The sequence below is a fragment of the Novosphingobium sp. BL-S-32 genome, assembly GCF_056857055.1.
On the sequence record NZ_CM166476.1, the window covers coordinates 1,349,821 to 1,366,891 of the forward strand.

The following is a 17,071-nucleotide window of genomic DNA, read 5'->3' on the forward strand; positions in this document are numbered from 1 at the left end:
TCAGGAATGATCGGCGAAGAAGGACAGCAGCTCGTCCGACAAGCGGCGGTCGGATGTGCCGAGGTGCATGGCCATGGAGTAATGGTTGTGGCCGCTGGCATAGTGCGCGCGCGGCAAGTGGCCGTGGCGGCCGAGGCGGGCTTGCAGGAGGCTCGCCCATTCGGCCTGGAAGCGCGGGGGATCGAACTCGGCGCAGGCCAGCAGCAGCGGCAGGCGCGTTTCCATCACCGCCGAGAGCGGCATGCGCAGGCCGTAACAGTCCTGCGGGCCGTAATAGAGCATGTCACGTTCATCGAGCGGCGTGACCCCGTAGAGCCCGGACAGCAGCGCCGCCCCGCGCACGAGATCGGCGTGATCGTCGCGCGCCTTGAGGAAAGCCGAGACGTGGACCGCGCCCGCCGAGGTGCCGAGCAGGAATATCCGGTCGGGGTCGCCGCCGTGCCCGGCGACATGAGCGCGCAGCCAGTCGACCGCGAGGCCTACGTCTTCCGCGCCCGAAGGCCACATGTGCTGGGGCGCGAGGCGGTAGTTCATCACCGCGCCGACCATGCCGTTCGCCGCCGCCCAGCGGCCGACATGGGCATTGGCCCACCCGCTTTCGCCGCCCTTGTCGCCGACAAGGAAGCCGCCGCCGTGGACGAACAGCACCACCGGGCGCAGGTCTTCGGCACCTTCCGAGCGGTAGAGGTCCAGCCGGTTGCGCGCGTCGAGTCCATAGGCGCAGTCGAGCGCCACGGGCGGCAGCGATGCCGCAATCGGGGCCTGTTCCGGTTCGTAGAGCGCGCGGACGGCGCTCACCACGTCGGGACCGAGCCGGGTGCCGAACTGGCTGATGCTGTCGGTCATGCCGCGTGCTCCCTGAAAATAGTGCCGAACAGCCCGGTCAGGGCAAGCCGCGTGCATAGAAGGCCAAGCGCCGCGCCGTAAACGATCTTGAACGCGAGCGCCGGATGGCTGGAAACCGCATGCAGCGGCCCGAACAGCGCGAGAGCCGCCAGAAGCGCGGCACTGGCGAGCCCCAGCAACACGCCCTTCGCCACGATCCGCCCGACAGCGCCGCCCGAGGGGCCCGAACCCAGTCCGAAGCGGCCCATCTTGCGCAACTTCGCGCGAACCAGCAGCGCGGGAACGAGCGAGGCCATGAGCGAAACCATCAGCCCCTGCGGCAGGAAATCGAGCGCGAAGCGATCCGGCGCCGCGATCATCAATTGCCGCTCCCCAAGCCCGAAGACCAAGGCGAAGAACGCCGCGCTCAGCACCGCGTTGATCGCCGCGCTGACCGCCTGTTCCTGTCGGAGCAGGCGGTCCATCGCGTGGGATGCCATCAGAACTTGGCGTCGAGGCTGATGCCGACGTTGCGGTACGATTGCGGGCCGTAGATCGCGCCGATGTTGGCCTCGGGCACATTCGCGGCATTCACGCTCGTGTACGGGAAGTTGCTCTGCATCAGGCTCGGTTCGTGGACATTGAAGGCGTTCCGCACGAAGACGGCCACGGTGTAGCGGTCGTCCGCCGTCTTCACGCCGATGCGTCCGCCGACCATCCAGTGCGGCTTGAACGTCGTGTCATCCAGCGAGTTCTCCTCGTACCGGATACGCGACTTCCAGACCGTGTCCACCGAGAGGAAGCCGCCGAAACGCTCGCCCAGCGGAATGTCGTACTGGCCCGAGAGGGTGAACTTGTAGCGCGGCGAATAGGCAAGCTGACTGCCGCCGATATCGGTGCCGTCGGTGCCGAGGTAGCTCTTGGGATAGGTCGCCTTGGCGTAGATGAAGCCGGTGTTGAGCGAGAGGTTGTGCGTCACGTTGCCGAAGAAGTTCAGCTCGGCGCCGCGCGTCTTCACGCCGTTCACGTTCTTCTGGACGCAGGAGATGATCGCATTGGCGTTCACCGTGCAGCCCTGCGCCTGGAAGTTGTCGATCTGCATGTAGAACAGGCTGGCATCCGCAACCCAGCCGCCGAACAACGTGGACTTCAAGCCGAGTTCATAGGAAGTCGGGATTTCCGGGAGCACGACGTAGGGGTTGGTGCCGTCGCTCGGCACCGCGATCTGGCCGCCCTTGAAGCCGCGCGAGACGGTTGCATACGTCATCGTGGAGGACGTCAGGTCATACTGCGCGCCAAGGCGCCATGACCATTTCTTGGTATTGAGAATGGCGCGGTCGTTGATGGCTCCGGCCGTGTCGAACATGTCGAGGGAGAGGCGGTCGGTGGTATAGCGCACGCCGCCGATCAGGCGGAACTGGTCGGTGACATGGCCTGTCGCCTGTCCGAAGAAGGCCAGGGATTCGTCGCGGATGGTAAGCGCTTCGGTGACGGCCGGCGGGGCGATCGGGATCACCAGGCCGGGGAACGGTTGCAGGGTAACCCGAACCGTTTCCGGATCGCGAGTCTGCTTCTGGTTCGAGTAGAAGGCGCCCACCGTGTACTCGATCGGCTGGCCCGCCGCCGAACTGATGCGGAATTCCTGCGTGAACAGGCTGAGATCGCGATTGACGGGATCGTTGTTGACGTGGAGCAGCAGCGGATCGGCGCGGAACACGTCCGAAGCGGCGCCATAGCCCGTCTCGTTCGACTTGCGGGCCGACGTGATCGAGGTCAGCGTGAAGGGATCGGCCTCGTAATCGACTTGCAGGGAACCGCCATAGTTCTCGGACTTGCCGACGAAATGGTTATCCATGCAGTAATCGCGGTTGCCCGGCTTGGCCGTGACGCCGCAGGACGCAAGGCGGTCGGTGATGCCCACATCGTCGGTGCCCGCTCCGCCAAGGAAAGTGCCGGGGCCGCTGGTCTTGACGAACGTGAAGAAGTCGCCGCCGTTTTCATAGCGGCTCTTCGCATAGTCGCCGATCAGGTTGACGGTGACGCGGTCGGTCGGCTCCCACAGCAGGCGGCCACGCACACCATAGCGGTCGGTATCGTTGAGATCGCCCGTCGTCGCGTTACGGTTTACGCCCTGCCGCAAGTTGGCAACACCCGACACGCGCAGCGCGGCGTTGGAGGCGAGCGGCACGTTGACGAGGCCCTGAACCACCTGATTGCCGAACTTCGAACCGGCGGTCCCCGCATCCGAAAGCTCGGTGCGCAGGCGCGCGGAGAAGCTGGTGAAATCGGGCTTGTTGGTGGTGATGTTGATGACGCCCGCCGAAGTCGTCAGGCCGAACAGCGTGCCCTGCGGGCCCTTCAGCACTTCGACGCGGGCGATGTCGAACAGGTCGGAAATGTTGGCATTGCCCTGGCTCACCTGATCGACGACGACGCCAACCGAGGCGACCGCGCCGGGCGAGAACGTCATCGTGCCGATGCCGCGGATCGAGCCGCCGCCGCCGGTGTTCTGGCCGGGCGCGGACTGGATTTCGAGGCTGGGCGCAATGCGGGCCAGATCGTTGACGGTGTTGACCTGCTGACGCTCAAGCTGCGCGGCGCTGGCGACGGTGATCGAGATCGGAACCTCGGTCACTTTCTCGGCGCGGCGCTGGGCGGTGACGATGATCTCGCCGGTGTCGGAGGCCTGGGGTGCGGCGGCAGCGGCGGCCTCCTGCGCCATGGCAGGCGCGCCAAGCGCACCCACAGCGATGCCAGAGAGCAGCAGGGCCTTGCGAATGGTGTTCATGATGATCCTCTCCCTTATGTTTCTTTTGTCGTGTGAACGCGGTCAGGCTTCGTCGATAACGGGGTTGCTGAGCGTGCCGATCACGCCGATGGACACTTCCACGGTGTCTCCGGCCTTGAGGTAAAGCGGGGGCTTGCGCTTGTCGCCGACACCGCCGGGGGTGCCGCTGGCGATCACGTCGCCCGCCTTCAGTTCGGTGAAAGTCGAGCAGTAGGCGATGACCGTGGGGATATCCCAGATCATGTCCGAGATCGGCTGATCCTGCACCAGTTCGCCGTTCACGCGGGTCTGCACGCGCTGCGCGGCGAGGTCTTCCACCTCCGAAGCGACCACCATCGACGGGCCGAAACCGCCGGTGCCGGGCCAGGTCTTGCCGGGGGTGAACTGGATGTTGTGGCGCTGCCAGTCGCGGATCGAACCGTCGTTGAACGGCGCGAACCCGGCGACGTGCTCCCATGCGTTCTCGGGCGCGATGCGGCGGCCGGGCTTGCCGATCACGACCGCCAGTTCGCCTTCATAATCGAAGCGCTCGCTTTCGGGCGGGCGGACGAGCGCCTCCCCATCCGCGATCAGACTATCGGCCCAGCGGGTGAAGATCGCCGGGTGTTCCTTCTGCTCACGGCCGGTCTCGGCGACGTGGGTGGCATAGTTGAGGCCGACGCAGAGGATCTTCTCGGGGTTCGGCACGACCGGCAGCAGCGTGACGGCGGCGCGGGCGAACTCGCCCGTCACGGCCAGCCCGGCGAGATCGCCGCCGAGCACGTCCTTCAGCCATGCGTCACCGCCGGGCGCGCCGAGATCGAGAACCTTGTCCCCCTCAAGGCGGCCGAAGCTCTTGCTGCCGTCGGGACGTTCGAAGCTGATGTAACGGTTCATGCGTAGTCTCCCCTGCCCCCCGCGATTGCGGCGGCGGCGGTCAAATGGTCAGAGCGGCGCGGCGTCCCAGTCGCGACGGAAGCGGAAGCGTTCCTCGGCACGGCGCAGGCCGTCGAAATCCTTGTCCGAGATGCCCCACTGGTCGATCCGGTTCGGCGGCCAGGTCCAGTCTTCCGGCGCGCCCACCTTGTAGTCCTCGGGCACTTTCTCGACGGCGGTCGAAAATTCGACCACCGGGCCGAACGGGGCGATGAAGTAGGCGTAGACATTGGCACCGGGGCCATGGCGGCCGGGGCCCCAGGCAGGCACCATCGCATGGTCGCGCAGGCGCCCGATACCGCGCATCACCGCGTCGATATCCTCCATCTCGAAAGCCACGTGGTTGAGCGAGGCGAAGCCGGCGCGGGCAAAAGCGGTCGAGTGGTGGCTGTCGTTGCAGCGCACGAAGACCATACCCTTGGTGCGGTCCGAGACGCGGAAGCCAAGGATGTCTTCCACCGCCTCTCCGCAGGCTTCGGCATCGGCGGCGTTGAACACCACGTGGGTAAGCTTCACCGGCAGGTCGCGGCCGCTGATCGGCTCTGCTTCGTCGGCCCCCACGAGGAAGCGCAGGATCGTGCCTTCGGGCAGTTCCACCAGCAGGCCCTGCCCGCCGCCGAGGTCTTCGCTGACGGTGGGACGCGCGGTCCAGCCTGCGGCGGCGATGCGCTGCTTCAGGGCTTCGAGTTCGTCGGCGGTGCAGACGAACGTGGTCGAGCGGACGAATTCGTCCTCCGCCTTCTCGAACGCGACGAGATAAGGGAACGGGCCGGAGCCGCGCAGGTAATGGGTGCCACCCTGAACCTCGGCTGCGGCCATGCCCCAGATTTCGGTCATGAACGTGGCGGCGGCGGCCGGATCGGGCAGTGCCAGTTCGATGCTGCGCAGTTTCATGCTGCCTGCTCCTGAAGAAGGCCCGCTGCACGGAGACCGGCGCGGGCGCAGTCGGCGTCGCACTCGCCGGTATCACCGCTGACGCCGACGGCGCCGATCAGAGTGCCGGCGGCATCGCGGATCACCACCCCCCCGGGGGAAAACGCGATGCGGCCGCCGACGACAGCGGTGACACTTTGAAAGAAGACCGGATTGCCCTTGGCGCGCTCGGCCAGAACGGCGGTATCGGTGTCCATGCCCACCGCGCCTTGCGCCTTGGCTTTTGCGATATCGAAGCGGAACAGGCTGGCCCCGTCCTCGCGCGCGAAGGCCATCGGATGCGCGCCCGCGTCGAGCACGATCACCGCCAATTGCTTGGCATTGCGGGCACGCGCTTCGGCGAGCGTGCCGGTGACGATGGTCTGGGCCTGAGCCAGCGTGAGAGTCATGCGGCAAGTTCCTGATGGCTGAAAAGCTGCGCCGCACGGGCGGCGAGAAGATCCTCGGCGCTGTGCACGGCGGTACCGAAAACGTAGTGGTCGGGGCGGATGAGCACGGCGTCGGCGTCGTGGGCATCGAGCCATGCCATGACCGCGCCGTTGTCCGGCAGGGTGCTGGCGGAAACGCGGGTCACGCCGTCGGCGCTGCCGGCCACGGCATCGTCGCGGACGAAGAGACGCCAGTCGCCGCCGGTCAGATCGTCGAGCTTGCGGCCGTCGAAGAGGATCGGCTGGATGAAGCGAACGCCTGCGCCGGAGGTCTTGCCGAGGACGACGCCCTCCGTGATCGCGGGGATCAGGTCGTGTGCAGTCTCGCCGGCTTTCTGGCGCGCTTCCTCGCGGATGCGGGCGTCGCGCAGGGCGGCCTCGGCAGGGTCGAGTTCGCAGATATAGCGTCCGGCGGCGACGGCAGCGCCGATCACCGCGCGGACATGGGGATCGCGCTCACGCTGGTAGGTGTCGAGCACCGAGGCGTCGGCGCCGTGGTTGGCCACTGCGTCCATCTTCCACGCCAGATTGGCGACATCGCGCAGGCCATGGCACATGCCCTGCCCGAAGAACGGCGGCGTCTGGTGCGCGGCGTCTCCGGCAAGGAACACGTTGCCGACCTGCCACTGATGCGCGACGAGGCCGTGGAAACGATAGGTCGCCGCGCGCACGATCCGGTGCGGCACATCGGCCATCCACGCACCCACGAGTTCGGCCACCTTCTCGGGCGCCATCATCGCGGTATCGTCCTCACCGGGGAGCAGCATGAACTCCCAGCGGCGATGGTCGCGGCGGCCGGGGACCACAGTGGCAGGCCGCGAAGGATCGCACATCATCACCGAAAGGCGCTGGAGATCGGCCCCTTCCGGCACTCCGGAGAGCGGCGGGAAGGCAACCGGCCCCTCCACTTCGGCATCGACGACGAGCCAGGGCTCCTCGAAATCGAGATCGTCCAGCACGACGCCCAGCGCCTTGCGGACCGAGCTGCGCGCGCCGTCGCAAGCGATCACCCAGCGCGCCTCGGCCACCTCAAGCTTGCCGCCGACGAAGTATTCGACGGCAACGCCGCGCTCGTCCTGCGTGAGGCCAACGACGCTGGCGCCGAGCTTCAATTCGACATTGGGCATTGCCGCGAAGCCGCCGCGCAGATGCGCTTCGAGTTCGGGCTGGTAGAAGAAATAGTCGTTCGCCCACCCGAACGGGCGCGGTTTGCCCACCGTGCCCATGTAGCGGATCACGCCGTGGTCGGCGCCGATATGCAGGTGCCCGTCGGTGGCGACCATGTCGCGTTCAAGGTCGTTCAGGACCGTCGTGGACTGGAACAGGCGCATCATCTCGTGATCGAGATGGACCGCGCGCGGCAGCGGATAGTGTTCCAGTTCCCGTTCGAGAACCAGCACGGTGAGCCCTTTCAGGCCGAGAAGGTTCGCGGCCAGCGCGCCCACAGGGCCGCAGCCTACGACAACCACGTCGTACGACATCTTGTAAGCCCCTAGATAGGCGTCGGCATTAAGCCGTGGTCTGGATCTCTGCGGGCGCCTTGTGGAACGCCCCGCCCTTCATGATCATGGTCAGCCGGTCCTTGTCCTGCAGCACCGCGACGTCCGCCGTGGGATCGCCGTCGACCAGCAGCAGGTCGGCCAGCCAGCCCTGCTTCACCAGTCCGACCTCAAGGCCCATCAGCTCGCCGCCGTACTGGGTGGCGGAGCGCAGGGCTTCGGCGGGAGTGAAGCCGAAATACTGGACGAAATGCTCCAGATCGCGGGCGTTGCGGCCATGGGGGTTGAACGGGAATCCGTAATCGCCACCGGTCAGGATGCGCACGCCGCGCGCCTTCAGTTCGGGCACCAGCTTGCCTTCAAGGCCCATGCGCTCATGGGCGCTGGCCTTCATGTGCGTCATGTCGACATGCGGCGGCGGATTGGCCTCGATGGCCGCCACCGAAACGCCGGGACCGGGCGCGTAGAAGAACTTGTCCTTGTCCGCCGCCATGCGATCGACAGTCGCCGCATCGGCGAACGAGCAGTGGTAAAGAATACGCGCACCGGCATCGAGGGCAAGGCCGATGGCCTCGGGCGAATAGGCGTGGGTGGCGATCCACATCCCCGCCTCGCGCGTTGCCTCACCCGCCGCCAGCATTTCCTCGCGGGTGTAGAGCACCTGCATCGCCGAACCGGGCTTCAGCGCATCCTCGCCGGAAACGACCAGCTTGATCGACTGTACGCCCTCGTCTTTGCAGTAAGCCACGAACTGGCGCATCGCATCGGGCCCGCGGCCGTTGAACACGTCGCCGGTCTCGACGCCCTCTTCGCCTTCGGGGCTGCGTTCGAGGGTGGAGGGAACCATGCGCGGCCCAGGCGTCTCGCCGGCCGCGATGGCTTGGGCCAGTTCCGGCTCGATCATGTCGCCCAGCGCACCGGCCGAGTAGATCGAGGTGAAGCCATGGTCGAGCAGCACGCGCGCATTGCGCCATGCCGCGACCTTCAGCTCGTCGGGCGGGAGGATGAACTGGTGGTAGATCTTCTCGACCGAAGATCCCCAGGTGAGATGGGTGTGCGCGTCGACAAGTCCGGGCATCAGCGTCTTGCCGCGCCCGTCGATCACAACGTCGGCGGCTTCACCCGCCAGCGCGTCGTCGCCGTAAGCCACTCGGGCGATGCGGTCGCCGTCCACCAGCACCGAGCCGGTCTGGAGAGCGCTGCCGCTGCCGTCGAAGATGGATGCATCGCGGATCAGGGTCCGCATGGCTCTCTCCCGTGTGTTCGTTTGTTGAGCCCGATCTAACGTATGGAAGGACCCAAAGTAAAATAATGTTATTTCAGATTGCCATAGCTGGAGGCTATGGAATGGCACTCACTGCATGAACGAAATTGGCCCACTTTGCTTCGTCGCCCCCGCGAAGGCGGGGGCCCCGCTTTTCTTGAGTTCACGCAGAGACGCAGAGAGACCGTGCAGCGATCCACCGCTTCCTCTGCGTGCTGAAAGAAGAACAAGCGGGATCCCCGCCTTCGCGGGGATGACGGTCTTTTGGGGGAGTATTGTGCTGCGGAAGCTGCAGAAGGCGACGGAAGCTACGGAAGCACCGGAAGCGCCGCCAGCATTGCTTCGGCCAGCGGCGAGAGCGTGCCGCCTTCCATGCGCAGGACGCCGACGCTGCGCTCGAACACGGCCTCGGCAATGGCGATGGCGCGGATCGAACCGTCGGAGGCGCCGTCCAGAGCCACGGTGCGCGGCAGCACGGTCACGCGGTCGGTCTCGCGCACGATGGCCCGCGTGGTCAGCAGGGAATCGCAGCGGATCGTCGTGCGCGGCACCGAGACGCCCGCCGCGATGAACAGCGCATCGACCTGACGGCGGAACGCCCCGCGCGCCTCGGGCAGAACCCAGGCCAAAGCCTCAACCTCGCGCAGCGACACCCGGTCCGCCAGCGCCGCATGGTGCGGCCCGACGATCAGTGCGAAGGGATCGCGCGCCGCCGTGGTCTCCACCATGCCCTCCGGCACGCTTTCGATGCGGGTGGTGACCATGGCCAGTTCGATCTCGCCCTGCCGCAGCATCTCGTGGAGTTCGGCATCCGGACGTTCGACCACGCTGAGCGCGAAATCGCCCAGCGCCGCCTCCACGCGCATGATCGCGCCGGGCAGCAGGGTCAGTAGCGCGCCGGGCGTGCCGCCGATGCGCAAGGGGCCGGAAATGCGGTGCCGGGCGTGCTCGACATCGCTCACCGCGTCGGCCAGCAGGGTTGCCAGCGCTTCGGAACGGCGTTGCAGCGCAAGCCCTTCGCGGGTAAGCACGATGCCACCGCGCCCACGCTCGAACAGCACGGTGCCGAGCCGGTTTTCCAGCAGCGCGATCGTGTTGGAGACCGATGGCTGCGACAGGTTCAGCGCACGCGCGGCGGCGCTGATTGAGCCGGTCTCGCAGACGGCGCGGAACGTCAGCAGCGCGCGCGGATCCACGGCGGGAAGGCGCGCCTTGCGCGGCGCGGAATGCTCGGCCATGTCCCCCCTCCCTCGCTTCCGCCTAAACCTGCCGCTTTTCGAGCTTGCGCGCCAGCGTGCGGCGGTGCAGCCCCAGACGGCGCGCGGCTTCGGAAATGTTGAACTCGCATTCGACCAGAGTGCCGTGGATATATTCCCATTCCAGCGTCTTGATCGAGCTGCGGCGCCCGTCCACCGGTACGCTGGCATCGCCCTTGCCGCTGGCGAAAGCGGCCTCGATATCGTCGGTATTGGAAGGCTTGGCGAGGTATTGCGAGGCGCCCAGCTTGATCGCCTCGACAGCCGTGGCGATCGAGGCATAGCCGGTCAGCACCACGATCCGCGTCTCGGGCGAGCGCGCGTGGAGCGCCTGCACCACCGCCAGCCCGGACGAGGCGCCCAGCTTGAGATCGATCACCGCATATTCGAAATCCTCCGCCGCGCAGAGCCCTTCGGCCTCTTCCGGGCTGGCGGCGGAACTGACGCGGTAGCCCCGTCGCTCGAACGAGCGGCGCAGCGTGCGCGCGAACGTGGGATCGTCCTCGACGATCAGCAGGCTGGCGATTTCCGCCCCGTTTACAGCAGTGTTGATGGCATCGTTCACGGCTGCTGGGGTCGTGGCAGGCTCAGTCATGGGGCGTTCCGGCGTTGTCCTCGCCCTTCCTGGGCTCGTAGGCCAGTGTAGCAAGGGGAATGGCAAGTTGCACCCTTGCGCCGCCATCGACCAGATTGTCGACCGCAACTTTGCCGCCCAGCTTGCGGATCACATTGACGACAAGGAACAATCCCAGCCCGCCGCCGTCGCGCCCCTTGGTCGAGGCATAGGGCTGGCCGACGCGCGGCAGGATCTCCGCCGCGAAACCGGGGCCCCGGTCGCTGACGGTGAGCACCAGCCTGCCGCCTTCCACCCAGGCCTCGATCACCACGAGGCCGGGCGAGACTTCGACGGCATTGTCGATGACATTGCCGATCACCTGCTTCAGGCCGGGATCGGAGACGATGGTGCGGTCCACGTCGATGGAATCGAGGAAGCGCAATTCGCCCGCCATGCGCGGCCGCCATTCGGCCAGAATCTCGCCGATGAAGCCGCGCAGAGTGGTGACGGCGGGCGCAATGCCGCGCATTTCCCCTGCCGACATCAGGATGCCGCTGACAATCGTCTTGCAGCGCTCCAGTTCGCGCCGCACGTCGACGAGGTCGGCGGCAAGGTCCGGGTCTTCGGCAATCGCGGGTTCGTGGCTCCAGTCGCCGAGGATCACCGAGATCGACGAAAGCGGCGTGCCCAGCTCATGCGCGGCGCCCGAGGCGAGCAGGCCCATGCGGATGATATGGTCCTCCTCGGCCGCCTGTTGGCGCAACGCGGCCAGCTTGGCGTCGCTCTCGCGCCGGGTCAGGTCGAGCCGGGCCACGAAGACGATCAACAGCACCGCCGCCAGCACGAAGCACAGCAGGCTGCCGTAGATGTAGAGCTGGAACGGATCGCCCGCGTGGTGCACCGGCAAGCGCAGCGGGTGGTAGTAGAACGTCAGCAACAGCACGCAGAGGCAGGCGTTGACCGCCACCAGCGAACTCCACCGCAGATCGAGGATAACCGCCGCGATGACGATCTGGAGCAGGAACAGGAACGTGAAGGGATTGGTCGCCCCGCCCGAGTGGTAAAGCTGCCAGCACAGCGCGACGACGTCGATCATCAGCGCGCCGAACAGCTCGCCCTGCGTGAACGACTGCCGCCGCAGGACGACGCTCGCCGAGACGAGGTTGACCACGATCAGCAGGAGCGGCGCCAGCAGCAGCGGCGCCAGCGACAGGCGCACGCCCAGCACTTGCTGGACGACGACGATGGTGATGAGCTGGCCGATCACGGCGGTCCAGCGCAGCTGCATGAGCAGCACGATATTGGCGCGGCTGGCGGAACTTCCGGGAAGGCCGCGCGGCGCGAATAGATCGATCAGCCGTTCCATCGGCGGCGGCGCCAGACGAAGACCAGCGCCATCGCGGACATTGCCGCCATCGTGAACCAGGTCAGCGCATAGCTGAGATGGTTGTCCGGGAAGTGAATCTGGGTCAGCCCCGGCACCGGCGCGAGGCCTTTGGGCCTGACCGCATCTTCCACTTGGGCATCGACGAAGGCCGGCACTACCGCGCCGATCCCCCGCGCCTGAGCCAGCGCGTTGACGTCGCGCGAATACCAGCGGTCGGCCTGCGGCTGGTTCGACTGGAGCAGGCTGCCGGCAGGCTCGTTCACCCGCAGCAGGCCGGTGACCGAGACGGGGCCCTGCGGCGTGGTCGCGGCGGCGACGGCCGCCGTGGTGCCCGCCGGCACGAAGCCGCGGTTCACCCAGACCTGTCGTCCATCATCAAGCCGCAAGGGCGTCATCGTCCAATACCCGGTCCCGAGGTCGGTAGCGGCCCGCACCAGCGCGGTCGCCTTCCCCTCGTAGCGCCCTTCGATCGAAACGCGAAGATAGGCAAGGTCGGTGGCCTTATTCCCCGCCAGCACGGCGTCGGCGGGAAGCGGCACCGGCGCGGCGCGGGTCCGCGCGTCCACTTGCGCGATCAGCGCGTGCTTCCAGTGCAGGCGCTGCACCTGCCACACGCCCAGCGCGATGAAGAGCGCCATCGCCACAAGCAGAAGCGCGGCAAGCCCCCAGGGCCGCCGCGCTTCATTGGTCTCGATCACATTGTGCATGATGCTGCTGAAATCGTGACGATCAGGGCAGCTGGCCCATGTCGTGCGCGTTCATCGGCATCATGTTGTGGTTCAGGTGGTACATGACCCACAGCGAACCCGAGAGCGTGATCACCAGCACCACGATCGTGAAGATCAGCGCCATGACCGTCCAGCCGTTCTCGGACTTGGTGTTCATGTGCAGGAAGTAGATCATGTGGACGACGATCTGCACCATCGCGAAGGCCATGATGACAAGCGCGGTGGTCGACTTGTCGGCAATCGCGCCGGTCATCACCAGCCAGAACGGAATGGCGGTGAGGATGACCGAAAGGAAGAAGCCGATCAGGTAGTCACGCAGAGTGCCGTGGCCGCTGGCGTGCACATCGTCGACGTGCTCGTTGGGGTGGACGTGGTCGCTCATCACAGCATTCCCATGAGATAGACGAAGGTGAAGACGCCGATCCAGATGACGTCAAGGAAGTGCCAGAACAGCGAAAGGCACATGAGGCGGCGCTTGTTGGCCGGGATCAGGCCCTTGGTGCCGACTTGCGCGACCAGCGTGAACAGCCAGATCAGGCCGAACGTCACGTGCAGACCGTGGGTGCCCACCAGCGAGAAGAACGCGGTGAGGAACGCCGAACGCATCGGCGTCGCACCTTCGGCGATCATGTGATGGAACTCGAAGAGTTCGATCGACAGGAACGCCGCGCCGAACACGGCGGTGATCAGCAGCCAGATCTGGGTCGCGCCCTTCTGGTTCTTCTCCATCGCGATCATGGCGATGCCATAGGTGATCGACGAGAACAGCAGCATCGCCGTGTTCACCGCGACGAGCTTGAGGTCGAAGAGATCCTTCGGCCCCGGACCCGCCGCGAAGTTGCCGCCCAGCACGCCGAAGGCGGCGAACAGCATGGCGAAGATGAGACAGTCGCTCATCAGGTACATCCAGAAGCCCAGCATGGTGCTGCCGCCTTCGGGATGGTCGTGCTCGTTCAGGTCGTAGAACGCAGCCTGGAGCTGCGCCTGCGACAGGTTGTGGCTCGTATCAGCCGTAGTAGCAGTCATCGATCAGGCTCCCACTGCCGCGAGCTGGCGCGTACGCTCGGCCTCGGTCGCTTCGACCGTCTCGACCGGGATGTGGTAATCGCGCTTGTAGTTGAACGTGTGGAAGATCGCATAGCCGATGATGCCGAGGAACGACACGGCGGCGAGCCACCAGATGTACCAGATCATCGCGAAGCCAAGCGCCGTCGAGATACCGGCAAGGATGATCCCCGCACCGGTGCTCTTGGGCATGTGGATCGGACGGAAGCCCGAGGTCGGACGTTCCACGCCGCAGCGCTTCATGTCGTCCCATGCGTCGATGTCGTGCACGATCGGGGTGAAGGCGAAGTTGTACTCCGGCGGCGGCGAGCTGGTCGACCACTCAAGGGTACGGCCGTCCCACGGATCGCCCGTTTCGTCCTTCAGTTCCTCACGCTTCCAGATCGACACGGCGAACTGGACGAGCATGGCACCGATACCGCCGGCGATCATCAGCGCGCCGAAGGCGGCAACGATGAAGAACGGCTGGAGCGACGGATCGTCGAACACGCGCATACGGCGGGTAACGCCCATCAGGCCCAGGATGTAGAGCGGCATGAAGGCGAACCAGAAGCCCGGAACCCACAGCCAGAAGCTGACCTTGCCCCAGAACTGGTTGAGCTTGAAGCCGAAGGCCTTGGGCCACCAGAAGTTGATCGCCGCGAAGATGCCGAACAGCACGCCGCCGATGATGACGTTGTGGAAGTGGGCGATCAGGAACAGCGAGTTGTGCAGGACGAAGTCGGCCGGCGGCACCGCGAGCAGAACGCCGGTCATGCCGCCGATGGTGAAGGTCATCATGAAGGCGACCGTCCACATCATCGGCAGTTCGAACCGGATGCGGCCACGGTACATCGTGAACAGCCAGTTGAAGAGCTTCGCGCCGGTCGGGATCGAGATCACCATCGTGGTGATGCCGAAGAACGAGTTGACGCTCGCGCCCGAACCCATCGTGAAGAAGTGGTGCAGCCAGACGAGGTACGAGAGGATGGTGATGACCAGCGTCGCGTAGACCATCGACGAATAGCCGAACAGGCGCTTGCCGCAGAAGGTGGCGGTGACTTCGGAGAAGACGCCGAACAGCGGCAGGATGAGGATGTAGACCTCGGGGTGGCCCCAGATCCAGATCAGGTTGACGTACATCATCGGCGAGCCGCCGAAGTCGTTCGAGAAGAAGTTGAAGCCGAGGTAACGGTCAACCGACAGCATCGCCATCACGGCCGTCAGCACCGGGAAGGCGGCGACGATCAGGACGTTGGTGCAGAGTGCGGTCCAGGTGAAGATCGGCATGCGCATCATCGCCATGCCCGGCGCGCGGAGCTTGACGATGGTGGCGATCAGGTTGACGCCCGAAAGCAGCGTGCCGACACCGGCAATCTGCAAGGCCCAGATATAGTAGTCGACGCCGACCCACGGGCTGTACGCCAGGTTGGACAGCGGCGGATAGGCCAGCCAGCCGGTCTGCGCGAACTCGCCGATGAACAGCGAGGCCATGACCAGCACGGCGCCGGCGGTCGTCATCCAGAAGCTGAAGTTGTTCAGGAACGGGAAGGACACGTCGCGCGCGCCGATCTGCAGCGGCACCACGTAGTTCATGAGTCCGGTGACGAAAGGCATCGCCACGAAGAAGATCATGATCACGCCGTGCGCGGTGAAGACCTGGTCATAGTGGTGCGCCGTCAGGTAGCCGTCGTTGCCGTTGAACGCGATCGACTGCTGGATGCGCATCATCACCGCGTCGGCAAAGCCGCGCAGGAACATGATAAGGCCGAGGATCATGTACATGACCCCGATCTTCTTGTGGTCCACGCTGGTGAACCACTCCTTCCAGAGATAGCCCCAGAGCTTGAAATAGGTCAGCCCGGCCACCAGCGCCGCGCCGCCAAGGGCGACGACGACGAAAGTGGCGAGCACGATCGGTTCCTGTGGCAGGGCGTCCCACCACAGGCGGCCCAGTAACGGGCTCCAGTGCGAATGGTCTACGGCTTCCATTGTTCTGTCAGTTCCGGGAAATCTGAGTGGGATGCGCGGGCGTCTGTGCGGGGGCGGCAAGCGCCTCCTGGCCGTGCGAGAAGATCGGTGCCGACTGCGGCTCGCTCAGACCCGCACCGCTCAGGACGCGCGGCGAGGCCGGTGCCTTGATCGTGTGGTCCGGCGCGGAGCCGGGGTTCTGGCGGCAGAGCGCGCGGACCCAGGCCAGCTCGCGCTGCATGGCGGCGGTCGGGTTCGCGGTGGCCTGGGCGGCAGCCTGGCGGCCGCCACGGTCGTAGGCCAGCATCTGCACGTTGCGAATGCCTTCCTTGCCAAGGCCGCCGCGCGCGTCGATCGCCATCATGTCGCTCATGCACATCTTGCCGGGCTCGACGCACATGTTGAGGATGGCATTATAAAGGTCGGGCGAAACCGACGCGAAACGCATGACCGGCACCTTCTCGCTCGGCTTTTCGAGCTGGAGGTAAGCGGCGCGGTCCAGCGTACCGGCATTTGCCTGTCCGCCGGCCTTCACGCCCTGTGCCCACTGGTCGAAGCCGGCGTCGGTAACCGCGTGCGTGGCAAAGCGCATGTGCGAGAAGCCCGCGCCCGAGTAGTTGGCCGAGAAGCCGATGAACTCGCCCGGATGGTTGATCACGGCGTGCAGACGCGTTTCCATGCCGGGCATGGCATAGATCTGGCCGGCCATGGCAGGCACGAAGAACGAGTTCATCACGCTCGAAGAGGTGATCTTGAACTGCAACGGACGGTTGGTCGGCACGACCAGTTCGTTGACGGTGGCCACGCCCTGCTCGGGATAGATGAACAGCCACTTCCAGTCGAGGGCGACGACTTCGACCTCAAGCGGCTTGGCGTCGGCGGGAACGGCGGTGGCGGCATCGATACGGCCGATGGTGCGGTAGGGATCGAGAAGGTGCGTGCTCACCCAGGTGATCGCGCCAAGGCAGATGATGATCAGCAGCGGCGCTGCCCAGATCAGGAGTTCAAGCTGGGTCGAATGATCCCAGTGCGGGTCGTAGCGTGCCTCCTTGTTGGATGCACGGTAGTGCCACGCGAAGAACGCGGTGGCGGCCATGACCGGAAGGATGATGATCAGCATCAGCAGCGTGGAAGTGACGACAAGGTCACCCTGCTGCTGCGCGACATCCCCGGAAGGGCTCAGCACTACAGAGTTGCAGGCAGTCAGCGCGCCCGTCAACGACAGGGCGGCAACGATCTTGGCGAGCGCGGATGGATGCCGCGGCTTCGGTCGGGACTCGGGTGGGCGCATGGCGCTGCGCCTAAGCTGATGCCGCGATTGCGAACATAGGACATTTTGTCCAATCCCCTTGAACGCAATCAATGCCGATAGGGCCCCTCCATGTACACGGGCGTTTTCGCGCGTCCGCTTTGATTCGTCCGCGACCGATCGTGCGCGATCCGCATGGCCGGAAACGGACCCGAGACGAAGGCCGCA

General features: G+C 65.8%; 16 protein-coding genes. All 16 read right to left on the bottom strand.

What is annotated here, in order from left to right:
• Nucleotides 1–846: an alpha/beta hydrolase gene (locus tag AC1VVK_RS06180; RefSeq protein ID WP_482904785.1), complete on the bottom strand. Its 846-nt coding sequence runs from the start codon at nt 844–846 to the stop codon at nt 1–3.
• Complete coding sequence (locus tag AC1VVK_RS06185) at nt 843–1,325, bottom strand: hypothetical protein (protein WP_482904786.1); 483 nt, start codon at nt 1,323–1,325, stop codon at nt 843–845. The genes AC1VVK_RS06180 and AC1VVK_RS06185 overlap by 4 nt, the downstream gene beginning before the upstream one ends.
• The gene (locus AC1VVK_RS06190) at nt 1,325–3,613 is read right to left on the bottom strand and encodes a TonB-dependent receptor (protein ID WP_482904787.1); all 2,289 of its coding nucleotides are present in this window, start codon (nt 3,611–3,613) and stop codon (nt 1,325–1,327) included. The genes AC1VVK_RS06185 and AC1VVK_RS06190 overlap by 1 nt, the downstream gene beginning before the upstream one ends.
• 42 nt (nt 3,614–3,655) lie before the next feature.
• Nucleotides 3,656–4,489: a fumarylacetoacetate hydrolase family protein gene (locus AC1VVK_RS06195; protein ID WP_482904788.1), complete on the bottom strand. Its 834-nt coding sequence runs from the start codon at nt 4,487–4,489 to the stop codon at nt 3,656–3,658.
• A gap of 48 nt (nt 4,490–4,537) precedes the next feature.
• A complete protein-coding gene (locus AC1VVK_RS06200; RefSeq protein ID WP_482904789.1) occupies nt 4,538–5,422 on the bottom strand; it encodes a VOC family protein in 885 nt (294 codons plus the stop codon).
• Nucleotides 5,419–5,850 carry a GlcG/HbpS family heme-binding protein gene (locus AC1VVK_RS06205; protein ID WP_132387025.1) on the bottom strand — a complete coding sequence of 144 codons (432 nt, stop codon included), beginning with the start codon at nt 5,848–5,850 and terminating at the stop codon, nt 5,419–5,421. Before AC1VVK_RS06205 ends, AC1VVK_RS06200 begins: the two co-directional genes overlap by 4 nt.
• Entirely contained in the window at nt 5,847–7,370 is a 1,524-nt protein-coding gene (locus AC1VVK_RS06210) for a bifunctional 3-(3-hydroxy-phenyl)propionate/3-hydroxycinnamic acid hydroxylase (RefSeq protein ID WP_482904790.1), read from the bottom strand. Before AC1VVK_RS06210 ends, AC1VVK_RS06205 begins: the two co-directional genes overlap by 4 nt.
• Nucleotides 7,371–7,398: 28 nt before the next feature.
• Nucleotides 7,399–8,634 (bottom strand): amidohydrolase family protein, encoded by a 1,236-nt coding sequence (locus tag AC1VVK_RS06215; RefSeq protein ID WP_482904791.1) that lies wholly within the window; start codon nt 8,632–8,634, stop codon nt 7,399–7,401.
• Nucleotides 8,635–8,960: 326 nt separating this feature from the next.
• Entirely contained in the window at nt 8,961–9,890 is a 930-nt protein-coding gene (locus AC1VVK_RS06220; RefSeq protein WP_482904792.1) for a LysR family transcriptional regulator, read from the bottom strand.
• Between the two features lie 22 nt (nt 9,891–9,912).
• On the bottom strand, nt 9,913–10,503 hold the full coding sequence (locus AC1VVK_RS06225) for a response regulator transcription factor (RefSeq protein WP_132387033.1): 591 nt from the start codon (nt 10,501–10,503) through the stop codon (nt 9,913–9,915).
• The gene (locus AC1VVK_RS06230) at nt 10,496–11,830 is read right to left on the bottom strand and encodes an ATP-binding protein (protein WP_132387035.1); all 1,335 of its coding nucleotides are present in this window, start codon (nt 11,828–11,830) and stop codon (nt 10,496–10,498) included. The genes AC1VVK_RS06225 and AC1VVK_RS06230 overlap by 8 nt, the downstream gene beginning before the upstream one ends.
• Nucleotides 11,818–12,558 carry an SURF1 family protein gene (locus AC1VVK_RS06235; RefSeq protein WP_482904793.1) on the bottom strand — a complete coding sequence of 247 codons (741 nt, stop codon included), beginning with the start codon at nt 12,556–12,558 and terminating at the stop codon, nt 11,818–11,820. Before AC1VVK_RS06235 ends, AC1VVK_RS06230 begins: the two co-directional genes overlap by 13 nt.
• A 22-nt stretch (nt 12,559–12,580) precedes the next feature.
• Nucleotides 12,581–12,961 carry a cytochrome o ubiquinol oxidase subunit IV gene (gene cyoD / locus AC1VVK_RS06240; RefSeq protein ID WP_132387037.1) on the bottom strand — a complete coding sequence of 127 codons (381 nt, stop codon included), beginning with the start codon at nt 12,959–12,961 and terminating at the stop codon, nt 12,581–12,583.
• Nucleotides 12,961–13,605, bottom strand: a complete 645-nt coding sequence (gene cyoC / locus AC1VVK_RS06245; RefSeq protein ID WP_132387039.1) for a cytochrome o ubiquinol oxidase subunit III — start codon at nt 13,603–13,605, stop codon at nt 12,961–12,963. Before cyoC ends, cyoD begins: the two co-directional genes overlap by 1 nt.
• A 3-nt stretch (nt 13,606–13,608) precedes the next feature.
• Entirely contained in the window at nt 13,609–15,615 is a 2,007-nt protein-coding gene (gene cyoB / locus AC1VVK_RS06250; protein WP_482904794.1) for a cytochrome o ubiquinol oxidase subunit I, read from the bottom strand.
• 7 nt (nt 15,616–15,622) lie between these two features.
• Nucleotides 15,623–16,885, bottom strand: a complete 1,263-nt coding sequence (gene cyoA, locus AC1VVK_RS06255; RefSeq protein WP_132387043.1) for a ubiquinol oxidase subunit II — start codon at nt 16,883–16,885, stop codon at nt 15,623–15,625.
• Nucleotides 16,886–17,071: the final 186 nt, after the last annotated feature.

Coding starts and splice junctions, on each gene's coding strand:
- AC1VVK_RS06180 (WP_482904785.1), bottom strand. CDS start 846: ATGACCGACAGCATCAGCCAGTTCGGCACCCGGCTCGGTCCCGACGTG.
- AC1VVK_RS06185 (WP_482904786.1), bottom strand. CDS start 1,325: ATGGCATCCCACGCGATGGACCGCCTGCTCCGACAGGAACAGGCGGTC.
- AC1VVK_RS06190 (WP_482904787.1), bottom strand. CDS start 3,613: ATGAACACCATTCGCAAGGCCCTGCTGCTCTCTGGCATCGCTGTGGGT.
- AC1VVK_RS06195 (WP_482904788.1), bottom strand. CDS start 4,489: ATGAACCGTTACATCAGCTTCGAACGTCCCGACGGCAGCAAGAGCTTC.
- AC1VVK_RS06200 (WP_482904789.1), bottom strand. CDS start 5,422: ATGAAACTGCGCAGCATCGAACTGGCACTGCCCGATCCGGCCGCCGCC.
- AC1VVK_RS06205 (WP_132387025.1), bottom strand. CDS start 5,850: ATGACTCTCACGCTGGCTCAGGCCCAGACCATCGTCACCGGCACGCTC.
- AC1VVK_RS06210 (WP_482904790.1), bottom strand. CDS start 7,370: ATGTCGTACGACGTGGTTGTCGTAGGCTGCGGCCCTGTGGGCGCGCTG.
- AC1VVK_RS06215 (WP_482904791.1), bottom strand. CDS start 8,634: ATGCGGACCCTGATCCGCGATGCATCCATCTTCGACGGCAGCGGCAGC.
- AC1VVK_RS06220 (WP_482904792.1), bottom strand. CDS start 9,890: ATGGCCGAGCATTCCGCGCCGCGCAAGGCGCGCCTTCCCGCCGTGGAT.
- AC1VVK_RS06225 (WP_132387033.1), bottom strand. CDS start 10,503: ATGACTGAGCCTGCCACGACCCCAGCAGCCGTGAACGATGCCATCAAC.
- AC1VVK_RS06230 (WP_132387035.1), bottom strand. CDS start 11,830: ATGGAACGGCTGATCGATCTATTCGCGCCGCGCGGCCTTCCCGGAAGT.
- AC1VVK_RS06235 (WP_482904793.1), bottom strand. CDS start 12,558: ATGCACAATGTGATCGAGACCAATGAAGCGCGGCGGCCCTGGGGGCTT.
- cyoD (WP_132387037.1), bottom strand. CDS start 12,961: ATGAGCGACCACGTCCACCCCAACGAGCACGTCGACGATGTGCACGCC.
- cyoC (WP_132387039.1), bottom strand. CDS start 13,605: ATGACTGCTACTACGGCTGATACGAGCCACAACCTGTCGCAGGCGCAG.
- cyoB (WP_482904794.1), bottom strand. CDS start 15,615: ATGGAAGCCGTAGACCATTCGCACTGGAGCCCGTTACTGGGCCGCCTG.
- cyoA (WP_132387043.1), bottom strand. CDS start 16,885: ATGCGCCCACCCGAGTCCCGACCGAAGCCGCGGCATCCATCCGCGCTC.